Raw genomic sequence first — 16,659 nt, 5'->3', positions numbered from 1 at the left:
TTCAGTAAGGCGGAGTTGTTGCTTTTAGTCACGTAAACAGTATTCCTGGAAGTCAACTCAAGAAGCTGGTGGGCCGGTGCAAGGCCGGCCCAACTTGCCTCTACTATTTATGCAACCAAGATATCTGCAGCAGTGATCGAGGTGACGCCTGTCAAAATTGCGATATCCAAAGCTGCGCTTCCGCCATTGCCGTCTGCGTAATACTGCAGGGTATTGGTGGAAGTGTTGAACACCAGGTAATCATCTGCATCGAGCGGGCCCGAACCGATTACTAAGTTGCCAGCATTGAAGCCGACCAACGAAGCGAATTGGTCAGTATTAAGCTCGATCTTGTCCACGCCGCTTACAAAGTCGGTGATGGTGTCGGTGTCGTCATTAGTAAGATCAACACCGACGTTTTCATACTCTTGTATCTCATCATCATCGCCGGTCACGGTTTGTGTCCAAATCTTGCCAAAGGCAAAGATATCGGAACCATCTTCGCCAGTCAGAGTGTCTTTTCCACCATTACTGATGAAACGATCATTCTGTTGTGTGCCGATGAAGGTCTGGGTGTTGCCGTTTCCTTCAAAAGTCAGGCCGTTGGCTGTCACGCCGGAAGCATCCACTACGACATTGTTGATGGTGCCGCCATTGTTGCCCCTGGAATTGGAGAGATCGGCGACAGTACCGCCAGCATCGAAATAGTAGTGGTCATTCAGCAATTGCAGGGCTGTGTTTTCCACGTTCAAGCGACCCACGGTGCCGCCTACCTGCACCACCTCCATTTCCTGGAAATTGGCATCATTGAGCACGATAGTGCCTGCAGCCTGGGTGTTAGCGCCAATGCCAGTGGTGATGCGCAGGGTATCGGTACCTTCACCGCCGACGATCACGTCGTGCTTCTCGCCAGTGGCGATCCACTCAGGGTTGCCATCGTCCGCCTTGGAAGTAGTGCCTTGCACACCGCTGCCGAAGCCACCGATCAGGAAGATGTCGTCGCCTTCACCACCGTCAAGGTAATCCGCACCGCCGTGACCAACCAGCAAGTCGTTACCGCCGTTGCCGTAGACGACATCATCGCCCAGGCGTGCAGTGACGTAATCCACGCCATCGCTACCCAACACGATCTCGCGGGCACCGTCGGTTTCATTGGCACCGTCGATACGGACATAGCTGCCTGCCTCGCCCTCGGTGGCATCGTAGATGATGTCCACGTTGTGGAAGAGTTCGGCGACGGAGTAGTCATCCACCTCAAACTCGGCAGCTTCGTACTCGACCTCGTCAGCTCCTTCAACATCAGGTTCGAATTCTTCCTCCTCGAATTCCAGCTTGATGGTAACGGATTCGGTAGGGCCGCCAGCGACGCCGTAGATATGAGTGCCGGGGTTGAGTTCGCCCAGGCTTAGAGACTCACCGTTTTCCTCTAGTTGTTCAGCGGAAAGAACAATATTGACGCCACTGGCGAGTTCGATACGCTCTATACCAGAAAAGACCAATGACTCTGAGAAGTCTCCTGATTGTGTGAACTCAATGGTATCAACAGCGTTATATCCTGCAATGCTGCTTGCATAAGTGCTGATTGAACTGGAGCCGGGGCGTGTGACTAAGTTGAGACGAACATCGGTTTCTGCTTGTAGAGATTGAGCTATTGTTGTAATGGGTACAACCAAACCAGTGACGGTATCGATAGCGAACATTTCCTCGGTTTCCTCGTCCGCTCCTAAGTCTACATATCGTGCGGTATTTCCAGAGTTATCAAGGTCAGAAACACCGCCGGAAATGACAACATTTTCAGCTTCACTGCCAATTCTGAAGGTATCATTCCCACCTTCACCGATCAAAATATCGTTGTCAGATACAAGATACAGATTGCCAACTACATTTTCATCGCCTTGTGAGCTATCTCCACCATAAATAATGTCATAGCCTTCCCCACCACTCAGAACGTCATCTCCATCATCTCCAAAGATGACATCATCACCACTCCCACCAAAAATAGTATCGTTTCCGGTTCCACCAAAGATATTATCTGCGCCATCTCCACCAAAGGCTATATCATGGCCTGCACCTAAATCGATAATGTCATCGCCTCTGCCAGAAAAAACAATATCGTTACCGTTACCACCAAAAATAAAATTGTTACCGTTACCACCAAAAATTAGGTCATTCCCGTCTGCACCATCTATAAAATTTCCTAAATTATTACCAATAATTAAATCAGCATTGGCTGTGCCGGTATATTCAGTTTCTGTTGAGTTGAAAATTTTGATAGCCATTTTATTCTCCTGAAATGATTTAATTTGCGGCAAGGAAGCTTGCCTTGCCGCGAATAAAGCTTTCTATTTACTTAAACGACTGAAATATTTAAGGAACTGGAGTTACTGCAGGTTGCCCAGGTAATACGTATCCCCTAACTTTTACATCAATAAATGGTGCCAATTCCTGAGCTGTTTGACGCAGACGAATAACGTTATCTCTTGTCCATCCTCCTGGATTTGTGCCTGGATCGTAGACAGAATTAATAGTGGCTGCATTGTCATTATTATTACAAGCTACTTTGACATATGTCATAGCAGAGACTGGGTTCGTGCTTCCATCATCATCAACAGCATTTGCATCAAATGTAAAATCAACAAGCCTATGATCTACTGGGGCCTCTTGCTCAGAAGGCAGGCTTGGATTTGGTAATGGCAATGCTTTTGCTGTGGTTCCTGTAAAGCGATTAACACCAGTAATTGGATACGTTCCCGTACCGATAGTTGGTAAATCCAGATAATTTGTGCCTGGTAGCGCACCTCCTTCGTCGCCATAGGTTGGCGCAACTGCCAAGGCTCTATGCTGAACGGATACGCCGCTGCGGCCTATCCGATAAACAGGAGAAGCTGTTGAGTTGGTGATTGCATAAGCTGCATCAACCGTCAAACCATCTAGTCCAGCGCGTGCCAAGTCATTAACCTCGAATCGTTGACCAGCTAAATCAGGGAGGGTGCTATACGCAACATTAGTCAACGATACTCTTGCGCCTATAATGCACATATTCGTTGGCGTTACTGGTGCTGAAGCAGCCGGCTTGCGCCAAACCACTTCCAGGACATTGCCAACAGTAACGTTGCTACTACCAGTGTAAATATTATTCAAAACGATTGGCCTTGTAGCTGATGCCACAAAGGTATAATTGGTCTCTGGAGAGGTAATGTCATTTGCCGGGGCCGGAACAATAGCGCAAGTATTGTTTGCTCCGGTAGTGGGGGTTGGAGTGGGATTGCCATTCGAAGTGCTACCCGATCCAAAATTACCAACAGTGGTAGTGTTTCCTCCAATAGTAGTAGTTTGTGCCATGCAGCGTGTATAAGCACTAGTCGCAAATCCTGTGGTCGGGATATTCACAAAGCCTGCCGACATGGATTGAACAGATGCCACACTGAAAACTCCAAGTACAGCCAATTGTAATTTAGCGTTTTTCATCGGGACTTCCTTTCGGTACAATTAGCTAGCATTATGGTTGCCAGCAATACCAGTTCCCCTAATCAGTTCTAGTCGTTGTGAGCGCTTTGGTTGATCAGGTTGAACGCTGAAGGGCAGCCATAATGCCCTTGTAATTTTTTCTTACTCATTGATCTTGATTATCTTTTGCTAGGTGAAAATTCGTATCTCAGACTAAACCATGCCGCTCTAGGTGCGCCTGGAGCTAAGAAATTGGCACTTAGCCAATCAGTTGAGTTATGGTTGTAGCCTCCAGGGCCAATTGCACCATTGATACTGGGCGAGAATGGATTACGCCCAAGTTGACCTGCCGTGAAATATTCCTTATCCAATACATTATTTACTATCAAACTAGCGGTCCATTCAGAGTTGATTTGATAACTAGTCTGGAAATTGAATATTGCATAACCATCCACTTTGCCTGGATTTCTAAAGGGTTGCCGAGCAACAAGTTGCCCTACATTATTATAAAAATACTCAGCGACATCAGGTTGGTGCTTGTTATTTTCATTGCCGCGAATGAAACTTTCAGAGTGCAATACTGCACTGAATCCCACTCTCCATTTATCAGTAACCGCATAACTCACATTGGCATTAAAATTGTGTAAAGGAATACCTGGCATGCGGTCACCAGGCTTGACGGTGATGGATTTAAATGCTTCGCCATTCACTCCCGCGAGACCATTTGCAAGATTCACTACAGCACTGCTGTTATGTTCTGAAACCATGTCAAAAGTATCCTGAAAAGTGGCATCGGTTAGCGCATAGTTCACCCCCAGGCTCCATTTGTCCCAAGTGCCGGAAATGCCAGCCTCTATACCCCGCCGTCTTGTCTTGCCAATGGTGTCGAAGTAGCTGTTGGCAGAACCAATAGTGATCAGGTAAATATCGTCTTTCAGATCCGTCTGGTAAGCGCCAAGATTCCACCGGATATTGTCACCGATGGTACCGCGTAAACCGATGTCATAAGTGGTCGCCTTGATTTGCGGTAAGTAAGGGTCGCCCGATAGCGTAGTGGGTAAAGTGCATGAGCGGTTCTGCATAATACTGTTAGGGACATCAATCATTTCTTCAGGGTCAGGAATACCATTTCCATTGGTGTCTCCTCCCCAAGTTTTCTGTCCACTGGGGCGGCCATCAAAAGCGCAGCCCAACTCGATCACGCTGGGCGTACGCGTGCCTTGTGCCCAGTTGGCATAAAAATTAAGATCTTTCTTGGCATCCCAAGTTAAACCGAGTGAAGGATTGAGAGAGTAAAAGCTGAATTTCTCGGTTTCTGCGGGCTTTAATAGCTTGCTGCCATCGCTCGGCTTATAGCCTGTGCTGGGGCAGTTGTCTTTACTACCCATGCACATATTGAAATCGTCGGGCCTTGCTATATAAGCGCCCAATTGAAAATAAGTAAAAGCGGTGCGTGTGGCAATTTTATTTTTTACTTGCGTCTCGTTATAGCGTGCTGAGCCCGTAATGTTAAGTGTTTCAATTGGGCTCCATGTTTCGCTGAAATAAATACTTTTGGTCGTAGAGGTTCCACTAAAATCATTATTGGAAATGGGAGCATCTGCAGCTGAGTACATATCCAGGATGTTTTCTGGCGCCAAATAGGCTTTGCGATCTTCATCGAATAAACCAAAACGCTGGCTATTAGAATAGCTCGCCTTGGCTTGATCAATAGAGGCACCTACCATGAATTTATGCTTTTCAAAATTCCAGTTAAATTGTAGCGAAGCGCCATCTACCTGCTGTTTGATTGTGTTGTCAGTTAATACGGCAACTGGGATGCCATTTATTTGACCTGTCCCTCCGGCAATCCCACCATCTGGATGAATTGGCAATCCATTACTATCTGTAATGAATAAATCAGCTTGAGCTCCTTGGCATGTATCTTTATTCAGAGGAGAGCGAGTCAGCACCACATGCTTGACACCATCTGTGTCGTAAAAATAATTCATTTGTGGTTCAAAAGTTGAATTGTCAATATCAAGAGTATTAGCTTTGAGTACGTCGTATAGATTTCCTAATGTCAAATAAGAAAAATCGCCATTGGAATAATCCGTTGGATCTCCCCATGCGTTGGGTGGTGGAATATTGTTTTCCTGAAATAATGTTGAGTCCAAGGAATTTTTCCAGTAATTGAAATTATCCCTAACTCCTTTTGCATATTCTTCTGTCACTTTTCCATTGAGTGCATCAGGGGCATATTGTGCAAGCGCAGCCTCTAGATCGTAATTTGGATCATAGCTATTCGCAAAAAAGTCCTGAAGAAATGGATGTGAGTTGATGTCATAAGGATCAGCCAATGCGAACACATAATAGTCAGGAATACCGTAGGAATTGGTGCTGAGAAACTGGCAACTAACTTCTTCACCGGGTGCCAGGTTTCGTTGCAATCTCTGATTATCCGGAAAACCATCAGTATAAGCATCGGCGCCCAGTGCGCGCCTTCTGCTATTGCGTCGGTACACTTGGCCTGTGATAGTGAACGTTTCACTCGCAAAATAATTGGCGGAAAGCTGGAACTGTTCTAGTTTGTTTTTTGTAGTGTCTTCCGAGGTAAATGAAGCATTTCGATCCTGCTGATACATTTGGTTGGGAATCAGGCCATTGCCTACCAAGTCTGTTCCCACCAATAGGGTGCTTAAGTTGAGGTCAAGCTTGCTCCCTCTGTAGCTTGCCTTGCCAAAAAACTGATCAACCCGGCTGGCAGAGTTCTCTCTCCAACCATCCTCCATAAAAAAATTACCAGCGCCGAACAAAGCGACTGTGCCATTGTTCCATCCGCCTTCAGCTTGCAAATATTTGCGGCCAAAGGAACCAGTGAGTACTTCTGCACTGACACCGGCATGATTGAAACCATCCTTGGTTTTCATGGTGAGCGCGCCACCCAAGGTATTTAGCCCAAAAATGGGATTGGAGCCAGGGAATACATCCAGGCTTTCCAGTGCATTCATGGGGATCATGTCCCAATTCACAACATCGCCAAAGGGTTCATTAACACGGATGCCATCGAAGAATACAGACAGACCTTGTGGAGTGCCGATCTGTGGGCCAGCGGTAAAGCCACGATATGTCACGTCCATCTGGAAGGGGTTGCCCTGATAGTCATTGACGTTAACGGACTGTAGTTTTCTATTCATTAAATCAGTGATACTTAATGAATGAGACTCTTTAATTTCCTTGGCTGTAATACTTTGTACGTTGCCTGGAATTTGTTCTTTTGTAAGTCCCAAGCCAGGTAAAGGACCAATTTCATAAAACCGCTTGGCGCGAACTTCCACGGCATCTACTTGCTGGAAATTGATCGCAGATTTTTCTGCTGCAGGCTTGATGACGGCATTATCTTTGTCGATCGTGGATTCCAGTCCGCTGCCTGCAAGTAGCAGCCTAAGGGCTTCGTCCGCTTTCATGCGGCCCTTGACGGCGGGAGCGGTCTTGCCTGTGGCGAGCGTGCTGTCGAAGGCGACGCTGATGCCTGTGGTACGCGCGAGTTGCTTGAGTGCTGCATCCAGAGGCTGGCTGGGGATGTCGATGTTGCTGGGCGCGAACGAGCCGGTGCTTGGATTGCTTTTTGGCAATGTTGTGTCGAGCTCGGCTGCATGTGGCTGAAACGGCATGATTCCGACCATTGCCGTCAGCAGTACAGCGCTTTTATGACTATAAACGCGGTGCAATGCATGTGATAGCTGCTTCTTGAATTGTGGTTGTTCATGAAAAGTTCTCCCTCTCTTGCTCATCCCTTGCTCCATATGTGTATGTCTAATAATTTTTTATTCTTATTTTTTATGATCGAACTTCTCAACATTGAAGGTATCGCCTGACATCAATAACAGATCCTTCCATGTCGGATGAAGGCAGCAAAATTTGCCTTACATGCTTGTTTAACCGTTCAGGTCGAGAAACCCTGACGGTATTTTTTTAAGAAAAACTAGAGATTGATTGGTATGAGAAATTATTTATTTAAATCAATAGGTTATTGGTTGGGGATAATTTCCCGACTTTTTTGGGATTTTTGGAAGGAAGCTTGGGAATGTAAAAAACTGGTTTCATGCAGTAGCCGGCAGTGCGGCGAGAGGGATGTCGATTGAGGCAGCAGAGTTAGTGTGAAAACCTTGCGATGTCGGGCTAAACCGGACATGAATAGGAGTTCGCTTGGTTTTTAGCTTTCCAGCTAAACCTCGGTTGGAATATTGCCGTTTGCCTACAAGGAAAACGAGAGAGTGCCGAGCAATATAATGAACAGCAGAGCGGTCAATGCGATCACCATGCGGTACATGAGCTTGAAGATATCCAATTTAATTCTCCTGAAAAATCGGTCTTACTACCGATATAACCGCCAGGAAAACAAAACCCTGATGTCGTTGATGAAAATTCGGAAATATTTTTATGGTGGAGAGGGCGCATGGTTGCAGGTTTGGGATTTTTTATATTGTTGAATTTATAGAAATATTCTAATCATAAAAAAATAATTCATATATTTATCTCATTGTTATATATTAATAATAATTATATTATTCTTATCATAATTCATTAAATAATGAGGCCCCGTAATGAAATAGCACGTGTGCAGCTGGATAGGCTGCTCAGAACCCAAGGCCCGATTTCCGCAGCGGAGTTGGCTCGGCGAGCTGGCGTGAGCGTACCTACTGTTTTGCGTGTTATCCAATCCTGGGAGAGTGATGTTCTGCGCTTCGGCGTGACAAAACACGCCCGCTATGCAATGCGCCGGCCATTGCGAGGCAGTCACGCGCCGATTCCAGTGTATCGTGTCAACGCACAAGGGCAGGGGGTCGCTGGTGCCCTGCTGCACTTGTTGTCGCCAACAGGCACGTTCTTTTCGATGGAGGGTTTGCACTTTCCCATCGCTCGTGAGTTTGCTTCCGGGATATGGGAGGGTTTGCCGTATCCTCTTTATGACATGCGGCCGCAAGGGTACCTTGGGCGCATGTTCGCCCGTAGGGCTGCACAGGACCTCGATGTGCCGAATGATCCGGAATATTGGTCTGACGACCATATTACTTATGTATTGAGCCGGCGTGGAGCGGACACTTCCGGCCATTTGATTATTGGGGATGAGGCTTATTCTTTATGGCTTCAATCAGTCTCCATGCCTCAAATGCCGATTCCTGAACCTCAACAGGAAGCGCATTATGCACAGTTGGCGGAAGAGGCGGTCGCGTTCGTGGGCATGGGCTCAAGCGCTGGCGGGGAATTCCCGAAATTTACAGCACAACGGCAACTGGCTGGCAGCGCGACATCGCACGTGATCGTAAAGTTTTCGGGGGCGGATGATTCATCATCGGTGCGGCGATGGTCTGATCTATTGGTGTGTGAGCATCTAGCATTGGAGGCCATCCGTTCCTTGCTTCCGGTGCGTGCGGCCCAGGGCCGTATTTTGCAATCAGGCAGCCGGACTTTTCTGGAGGTCGAGCGTTTTGACCGGCAGGGCGAATGGGGGCGGTTGCCGTTGGTTTCATTGTCCAGTCTGGATGCTGCATTGATTGGCCGGGGAAGCGAAGCGTGGCCGGAGTTGGTTGAGCAACTGGTCAAGGCGGGGATGGTGGAGACGGGCGCGGTGTATGGATCGCAAGTGCTATGGTGGTTTGGCAGGCTCATCGCAAATAGCGATATGCATTTGGGTAATCTTTCATTTCAATATGATCCCGATGGAAATGACAGTGCCATTTTTTACCTGGCGCCAGCATACGATATGCTGCCCATGCTGTACGCGCCATTATCGGGCGGCGAAGTGCCGCCCCGCCAGTTCGTGCCCGAGTTGCCTTTGCCAAGGGAGGCCGAAGCCTGGAAGCAGGCTTATGCGGCAGCGCTGGCATTCTGGGATGCCGTCAGTCATGACTCCAGGGTGAGCATGCCTTTCAGGCAGATCGGCCAGCAAAACCTCACGCAACTGCAGAGGGTGCGTCCAGCAGTGCTTTAGCATCGCGAGCAACATTATTGCTTGCGGGAAGCTTGCGCCTTCTTTGGCGTCAGGAGGGTTATGTCGCCCTCTGTGGTGACCTTGACCGGAGCGATGGCGGGCAACTCCTTGATGAAGCGTTCTACATATTTTGACTGGATAACGGCAGTGATGCTGACGTCCGGTTGGGAGTCGAGATCGGCGTTGACTGGCAGAGGGCGGTAGCGGGAAAGGGTTTCCGCGATTTCCTCCAGGCCGGCCTGGTCGAAGGTGATGGTGCCATATTCAAAGCTGAAGGCATCCGCGGCTGGGCGTTGCAGGCGCTTGGCCTCGCCGTTGAGGTTGATTTCCGCTACTTCGTTGTCTCGCAGCGTCAAGACATGTTCGGCGAAGCGGTTGGGGGCGGTTTTTTCCGTGGTGAGGTATTGCTGAGGCTCGATCCGCACCACACCGTGGTCGACGCTGATCCGCACTTTGCTGCTGAATTTGTTGACGGCAAAACGGGTACCTAGCACGGTGATTCGGGCAAGGCCGCTATCGACGACAAAGGGACGGTCCGGATTCTTTGCGACATCGAAACTGGCTTCGCCGCGTTTCAGGATCACGCGGCGCTCTTTGCGCGTGTAGGTGACTTCAATATCGCTATTGGCATTGACCATGAGCTTGGTGCCGTCTTCCAGTACCTGGGAGCGGATCTGGCCGATTTCGGTGCTGGCCGCCATGTGCATGGTAGGTTCGTTCTGCCATGACTCGTAACCGTAATAGCTGGTGATGCCGAGCGCGGCAAAGAACATGACGCTGAGGGTGCGGGTGATGGCGGTGCGTATTTTTTTGCTGCGATCGGTCTTCTCGATGAAGATCTTTTGCTGCATGGCGCTTTCAAGATGCAGCAAGCGGTCGGAAGAATCCAGGTCCTCCCATAGTGCGCATACTTCCTGATAGGCCCGTTGGTGCGCCGGATGGGAAAGCAGCCATTCCTCAAAACGGCTGCGCTCGGGATGCTCGGTATCGGCATCCTGCATGATGACAAACCACTTGATGGCGGCTTGGCGTGCGCTCCGTTGGGCAGGGCTATGGCTCATTTTCTTGGTTGGCGGAGGCACCTGTAAAGGCGCTACCCGGACATGGCTAGTTGATCAAGTCTTTTGCTTCGAGCAAGTCTAGCATGGCGCGCATGATATGTTTCTGCACCATGTTGACGGAGATACCCAGTTTCTCGGCAATTTCCTGTTGGGCCAGGCCCTCGATACGGAACAGCACGAACACTTCCTTGCAGCGTGCAGGCATGTGATCGATGATGTTGAGCAGGATGGAGAGCCTTTGCTGCATATCGAGCAGGTGTTCGGTGGAGGGCGCCACCGGCTGCTCCAGCTCATAGCTTGCGCCGATCTCTTCGTCAACCAGGGGCAGGAAGCGGGATTGGTCCTTGTAGCCGTCGACCAGCAGGTTGCGGACGATGGTGCGCAGGTAGGCGTGGGGTTGTTCCATGCGCCCGGCATTGCTGGAGATGGCAAATCGGATCAGCGCATCGTGCAGCACGTCGCAAGCGGTGCGACGGTAGCCTGTTTGACGGTAGATAGTAGGCAGCAAATCTGAGTAAGCCCAGTGTAAGTCGATACCATGCCATGTTGGATTGATTCTCATGCTGATCTACTCTACAAAAGATGATCTTGCAAAAATGGTAGCAATAAACAGGCCTGTCGCGTCAGTTATTTGTAAGGATGTGATTTGTATGAGATTGCAGCGATATCTTGTTTTTACTCAAAGCAGGGTTTGGCTGCAATATGGTGGTTGTTTGTAACCAATTGGTTATAAACAGCCAATATAGAATTGGCTGGAAACGGTTTAAGTCAGCAGCGGCAACATTGCGCAAACAGGGCGTAAGCGGTGATAATCAGGCATGAGCCATCACTTTGAGTCCATTTCTTTCTGCGGGATGCAGCCAGGAAAGCGCCTGATCGTGCTGGGCGGCGTGCATGGCAACGAGCCATGCGGCACGCTGGCAATCCGCCGGGTAGTCGACGAATTGGAGAGCGGTGCGCTCGGCATCGTCGCGGGCAGCGTGACATTCGTGCCGGTCTGCAACCCGCTGGCGCGTGCGCAATACACCCGCTCAGGCGAGCGCAACCTCAATCGCAAGTTATACCCTACAGACGATCCGCAGCAGTTTGAAGACCACGTGGCCAATTGGCTCTGCCCGTTGCTGGCGAGCCATGACGTGTTGCTGGACCTGCATTCCTTCCATACTCCCGGTGAACCGTTTGCCATGCTGGGGCCCAAGAATAACCAGGGAAGCCTGGAGCCGTTCGAGTACGATGCCGAGGAAGAGTCGCTGGCCCGGCGGTTGGGGGTCAAACTGTTCGTGGACGGCTGGCTGGATACTTATGCTAGCGGCGTTGCCCACCGGCAAGCCCAGGCTGTGCAGGCAGACGCCGTTGCAGATGTGCGTTACGGCGTAGGTACTACGGAATATATGCGCTCGCAGGGCGGCTATGGCCTGACCCTGGAATGCGGGCAGCATGAGGATGCTGAAGCGCCCGAAGTCGCGTACCGGGCGATTCTGAATACATTGGCGTGGCTGGGATTGAGCGGCCAGCAAGAACCACAGGAGACGCCGGACAGGAAAACCCTGCGCTTGTTCGAGGTCGTGGACAAGCATCATCCCGAGGACCGTTTGGCGCGCGAATGGCGCGGCTTCGAGCGCCTCGAAGCGGGAACCCTCATCGGGACCCGCCATGACGGGGAGGAAATCCGTGCGGCTGATACAGTGCACATCGTGTTTCCCAATCCCGGGGCCGAGCCGGGCAACGAGTGGTTCTACCTCGCCAAGGCGATCGACCGGGTTTGATATTGAACAACAATAGTATATGGATGGAGGTTAGGATGAATAAGTTTTCTATAGTTGCTGCAACCCTGCTGGGCACTGGCTTGCTGTTTTCGCAAGGCGCCGTGGCGGACTGGGCGTTGAACAATGAGGCGTCTGTCCTCAATTTTGTGTCGGTCAAGAAGAACACCATCGGCGAGACGCACCGCTTCAACCAGCTGTCAGGCACGATCAGCCAGGATGGCGCCTTCAAGGCGAGCATCAAGCTTGCCAGCGTGAACACCAATATCGCGATCCGGGACGAGCGCATGAAGACCATGCTGTTCGACCTTGCCAATTTCCCCCAGGCCGATATTACCGGGAATACCGTCAATGCATTCAAGGCACCCGCTGCGGGCGAGGTCAAGACCGAGGCCGTAAAGCTGCAACTCGCCATCAACGGCAAGAACATTCCGCTGGAGGCGCGCTTGCGCGTGGTCGGCCTTGGCAAGCAGGGCTTGCTGGTCAGTACCATAGAGCCGCTATTGCTCGATGCCGCGGCGCTGGGGTATACCGAGGGCGTGGACAAGCTGCGCGAAGTGGCGCAACTGCCTTCGATCAGCACCGTGGTGCCGGTGACGTTCAGCCTGGTGTTCGATCATAAGCATTAAGCACTGCTGGCAAAAGCCTCCTGGCCTTGTTGCGCTGCCTGCCGGATCGCTATCTATCATTTGCGGCACAGCGCTTAGCCAGGGTTGTTTCATCAAGTTCGGTCAGCCGCTTCAATCCGGCATGGCGGGCTGACATTCATTAAGCGTGCGCTAACAGCAACAAGCCAGCAGACTGGCGAGGAGGTTTCCCATGGCGGATAGAAATATACTGGTGCAGAAAACCTGGCGGGCATTGACCAGCCTGCCGTTTCTCATGGTGCTTGGGTTCTGGATATCCTATCTGCTGTTCGGCTACTTCGCCGTCAACCCGATTGCCCAGCGCTTGTTGCCATGGATTGCCGAAAACAAGCTGGCGAGCCATTTAAAAGTGGGGCGGGTCGATTACGACCCCCTGCGGATTGCATTGACGGTAGATCAATTGCAATTGACGACGAGGGAAGGCGCTTCGCTGGCAGGGTTCGAGCGCCTGCATGCCGACCTCGAGCTGAGCGGGCTGTTCCGTTTCGCATGGCGGCTCAAGGATATCCAGCTGAGCGCGCCGCATGTGAGCTTCGAGGTATTGCCCGGCGGCGAAAGCAACTGGGCGGCATTGATCGCCAAGCTCAACGAAAACCCGGAGGAAGAGAAGAGCGAAGGCATGGCGCGCTTGCTCGTGGATCATATCCTGATCGAGCGCGGGGATATCGAATACGTGGACCGCAACCGTCCCGAGGCCTTCCGCGCGGTGCTCGAGCCATTGGGGCTGGAGCTGGACGGGTTTTCCACCTTGCCGGAAGACCTTGGCGATTACGCCATCCTGGCGAAATTGCCCGAACAGGGCGGCACGCTCAAATGGAAGGGCGAGCTTGGCCTCAACCCGGTCGTTTCCAGCGGCAAGGTCGAGCTGGAGGGACTGAGGCTTGCGAAGCTGCTCGAGGTATTGCCGCCCGATGCGTTGCCGGTCAAGCTGGAGGCAGGCCAGCTCAAGACGCGGCTGGATTACCAGTTCGCGCTGGTGCAGGACAAGCCTGAAGCCACCATCAACAATTTCAGCCTGGCGCTGGAGGATGCGGCGGCCGTCTTGCTGCAATCGCAAGCGCAGCAAGGCAGGCTTGAGCTGAAACAACTGGCGATCGAATTGCCGAGCCTGCAGTTCAAGATGCAAGACCAGGCCCAGGTGCAGTTCGATGCGCTCAAGCTGGTGCTCGAAGGCATCCAGCTGGCTCAGCAGGGCAAGCCGTTGCTGGAGTTGCCTTCCGTGACTGTTGCGGATGTCGCCCTCGACCTGCAGGCGCATAAACTGGATATCGGCAGTTTCAATATCGCGCAGGGTGAAGTGAAAGCGGTACGGCAACGGGATGGCGGTGTGAATTGGCAGCAATTGCATACCGCTTCGGAGCAATCCCAGGAACAGCCTGCCGAAGTCGAGCCTAGTGCTGATACTGCAGAAAATCCATGGAGTATCCACTTGAACCAGGCCAGCATCGACGGCCTCAAGCTGGACTACCTGGACGAAACCTTCAAGCAGCCCCTGCAAGTCGCCGTTGACAGCCTGTCGCTCAACCTCAAGTTCGCCAGCGAGCAAGGGCAGAGCAGGGTGGACGAATTGCAGAGCAATATCGGGCCGTTCTCCGTGCGCTCGGGTGCCAACAGAAAACCCGTCGCGCGCCTGGAAAGCCTTTCGGTACAGGGCGGGCAGGTAGACCTGGCAGCGCACAAGGCCGGCCTGGAGGCGGTGGTGTTGAAGGGGCTGGGCGCGGACGTACTGCGCGACGCCAAGCAGGTCAATTGGCAGGCGATCCTGGAGCCTGCCCAGCCATCCACGCCGCAGAAAAGCCAGCCTAAAACGGCACAGGCCAAGCCTGGCCCGGAAGATGCTGCCTGGACGTTCGACCTCAAGCGTTTTGCCGTCGAGGGCGCCGGCCTGCACTTCAGCGACCAAAGCACGAAGAGCCCTGTGGCGCTGGATATTGAAAACGCCAGCCTGGAAGTCAAGGACGTCAGCCTCGACACCAAGCGGGCAGTGCCTGTCAGCCTCGCGTTCAAGGTGAAGCAGGGCGGCAGTTTCAATGCCAGCGGCAAGCTGGCGCCGGAACCCATGCAGGGTGACATCAAGCTCAAGCTCGCGGATTTCTCGCTCAAGCCTTTTGCGCCATACGTCAACCAGTTCGCCATGCTCAAGCTGAATAGCGGGGCGCTGAGCACGCAAGGCGACCTGAGCCTCAAGCAGGGCCAGAAGCTCGCGGTGCAGTACAAGGGCGGTTTCAGCGCCGACAGGCTGGACATCGTGGAAGAAGATACCGGGCAGGCGTTTCTGGGATGGCGCAGCCTGTCCACGAATAATCTTAGGCTGGCATTGGCGCCCGATAGCCTGCGTATCGGCGAATTGAAGATCAACGAGCCGCGCGGCAAGTTCATCATTTACGAGGACCGTACGCTCAACGTCCAGCGTATCCTGCGCGAGCAGCCGGCAGACTCTTCAGCCCAGGCTGCGGCGCTGTCTAATCAATCTGCGGGCCAGCCTGCAGAACAGGCCGCAGACCCGTTCCCGGTCGCGGTTGAGCGTATCCGCATCGACAATGCCAACCTCGAATTCGCCGACCTCTCGCTCACGCCGCAATTCGGCACCCATATCAACACCTTGTCCGGCGTGATCAACGGCATGTCCACCAATCCAAGCACGACAGCCCAAGTGGAGCTGGACGGCAAGGTCGACGATTATGGCTCTGCACGGATTCGCGGCTCCGTGCAGCCGTTCCAGGCAACGGAATTCACCGATCTCAAGCTGATATTCCGCAACCTGGAGATGAACCGCCTAACCCCGTATTCCGGCAAGTTTGCCGGGCGGCGGATAGATTCCGGCAAGCTGTCGGTGGATCTCGAATACAAGATCAAGAACCGCCAGCTTGCGGGGGAGAACAAGTTCATCGTCAACAAGCTCAAGCTGGGCGAGAAGGTGGATAGCGAGGACGCGGTGAACCTGCCGCTGGACCTGGCAATCGCATTGCTGGAGGACAGCAACGGCATTATCGACCTGGACTTGCCGGTGTCAGGCAGCCTGGACGACCCCGAATTCAGTTACGGCAAGATAGTGTGGAAGGCGATCGTGAACGTGCTCGGCAAGCTGGTGACTTCGCCGTTCCGGGCGTTGGGCAACTTGCTCGGCATCAGCTCCGACAAGCTGGAGGCATTGGTGTTCGACCCGGGCAGCGCCGAACTTGCGCCTCCGGAGCAGGAAAAACTCAAGGTGATCAGCGAAGCGTTGGCAAAGCGGCCAGCCCTGGTATTGCAGGTGGCTCCCGTGGTCGACGAGCAGGCGGACGGTCGCGCCTTGCAGGAGCAGTTCGTGCGTAACCAGGTCGCCGCCAAGATGGGCATCAAGCTGCAGCCGGGTGAAAAGCCGGGCCCGGTGGATACTTCAAACAAAAAGGCCAGGTCCGCGCTGGACAAGCTTGCCAAGGAGCAGCTCGCTCCGGAGGCATTGGATGCCGTCAAGGCGGAAAAGGATGAAGTTGTTTACTACGGCAAATTGCTCGATGCGTTGAACAAGCAGGCCAAGCTTGAACCTTCATGGCTCGAAGCCTTGGGCAACGCGCGCCAGGAAGTGGTCCAGCGCTACCTGCTCGAGACGGTGGCGCTCGATGCCGGCAAACTGCAGGTGAAGCCCTTGAACAAGCAATCCAGCAATGACGGCGAGGTGAAGATGCCGCTGGAGCTGGGCGCGGCGCGCAAGGATTAGGTGATCGCACTTCTGCAGCGCATTGTGGTCATAAGGGGATAAAAGGTTTTACTATCTTTGAATACTTTTTAATATCAACCAGATGGAG

General features: G+C 52.2%; 9 protein-coding genes. 4 read left to right on the top strand and 5 right to left on the bottom strand.

The features are described 5' to 3' along the window. Positions 1-107: 107 nt before the first annotated feature. From ACW4YW_RS01215 to ACW4YW_RS01205, 3 genes are all read right to left on the bottom strand, one after another. Positions 108-2,258 (bottom strand): calcium-binding protein, encoded by a 2,151-nt coding sequence (locus ACW4YW_RS01215; RefSeq protein WP_457135881.1) that lies wholly within the window; start codon positions 2,256-2,258, stop codon positions 108-110. Between the two features lie 88 nt (positions 2,259-2,346). Continuing rightward, positions 2,347-3,447, bottom strand: coding sequence for a hypothetical protein (locus tag ACW4YW_RS01210; protein ID WP_457135880.1), 1,101 nt, complete (start codon positions 3,445-3,447; stop codon positions 2,347-2,349). A gap of 158 nt (positions 3,448-3,605) precedes the next feature. Continuing rightward, entirely contained in the window at positions 3,606-7,199 is a 3,594-nt protein-coding gene (locus ACW4YW_RS01205) for a TonB-dependent receptor domain-containing protein (protein WP_457135879.1), read from the bottom strand. A gap of 800 nt (positions 7,200-7,999) precedes the next feature. On the opposite strand from ACW4YW_RS01205, the gene yjjJ reads away from it, so the two are divergent. Then, positions 8,000-9,400: a type II toxin-antitoxin system HipA family toxin YjjJ gene (gene yjjJ, locus ACW4YW_RS01200; RefSeq protein WP_457135878.1), complete on the top strand. Its 1,401-nt coding sequence runs from the start codon at positions 8,000-8,002 to the stop codon at positions 9,398-9,400. A gap of 14 nt (positions 9,401-9,414) precedes the next feature. On the opposite strand, the gene ACW4YW_RS01195 is transcribed toward yjjJ, so the two are convergent. Both ACW4YW_RS01195 and ACW4YW_RS01190 read right to left on the bottom strand, forming a co-directional pair. Beyond that, positions 9,415-10,461: a FecR family protein gene (locus ACW4YW_RS01195; RefSeq protein ID WP_457135877.1), complete on the bottom strand. Its 1,047-nt coding sequence runs from the start codon at positions 10,459-10,461 to the stop codon at positions 9,415-9,417. A gap of 46 nt (positions 10,462-10,507) precedes the next feature. Then, entirely contained in the window at positions 10,508-11,023 is a 516-nt protein-coding gene (locus ACW4YW_RS01190; protein WP_457135876.1) for a sigma-70 family RNA polymerase sigma factor, read from the bottom strand. Between the two features lie 256 nt (positions 11,024-11,279). Here ACW4YW_RS01190 and ACW4YW_RS01185 point away from each other — a divergent pair, with 256 nt between their 5' ends. The 3 genes from ACW4YW_RS01185 (at position 11,280) to ACW4YW_RS01175 (ending at position 16,571) form a co-directional block, all read left to right on the top strand. Beyond that, positions 11,280-12,227 (top strand): succinylglutamate desuccinylase, encoded by a 948-nt coding sequence (locus tag ACW4YW_RS01185; protein WP_457135875.1) that lies wholly within the window; start codon positions 11,280-11,282, stop codon positions 12,225-12,227. Positions 12,228-12,262: 35 nt separating this feature from the next. After that, positions 12,263-12,853: a YceI family protein gene (locus tag ACW4YW_RS01180; protein ID WP_457135874.1), complete on the top strand. Its 591-nt coding sequence runs from the start codon at positions 12,263-12,265 to the stop codon at positions 12,851-12,853. 190 nt (positions 12,854-13,043) lie between these two features. Next, positions 13,044-16,571: a DUF748 domain-containing protein gene (locus ACW4YW_RS01175; protein ID WP_457135873.1), complete on the top strand. Its 3,528-nt coding sequence runs from the start codon at positions 13,044-13,046 to the stop codon at positions 16,569-16,571. Positions 16,572-16,659 lie beyond the last annotated feature (88 nt).

Source organism: Methylobacillus pratensis, assembly GCF_054072455.1.
The sequence above is the reverse complement of the archived record's forward strand: the minus strand, read 5'-3'. Positions and strand labels throughout refer to the sequence as shown.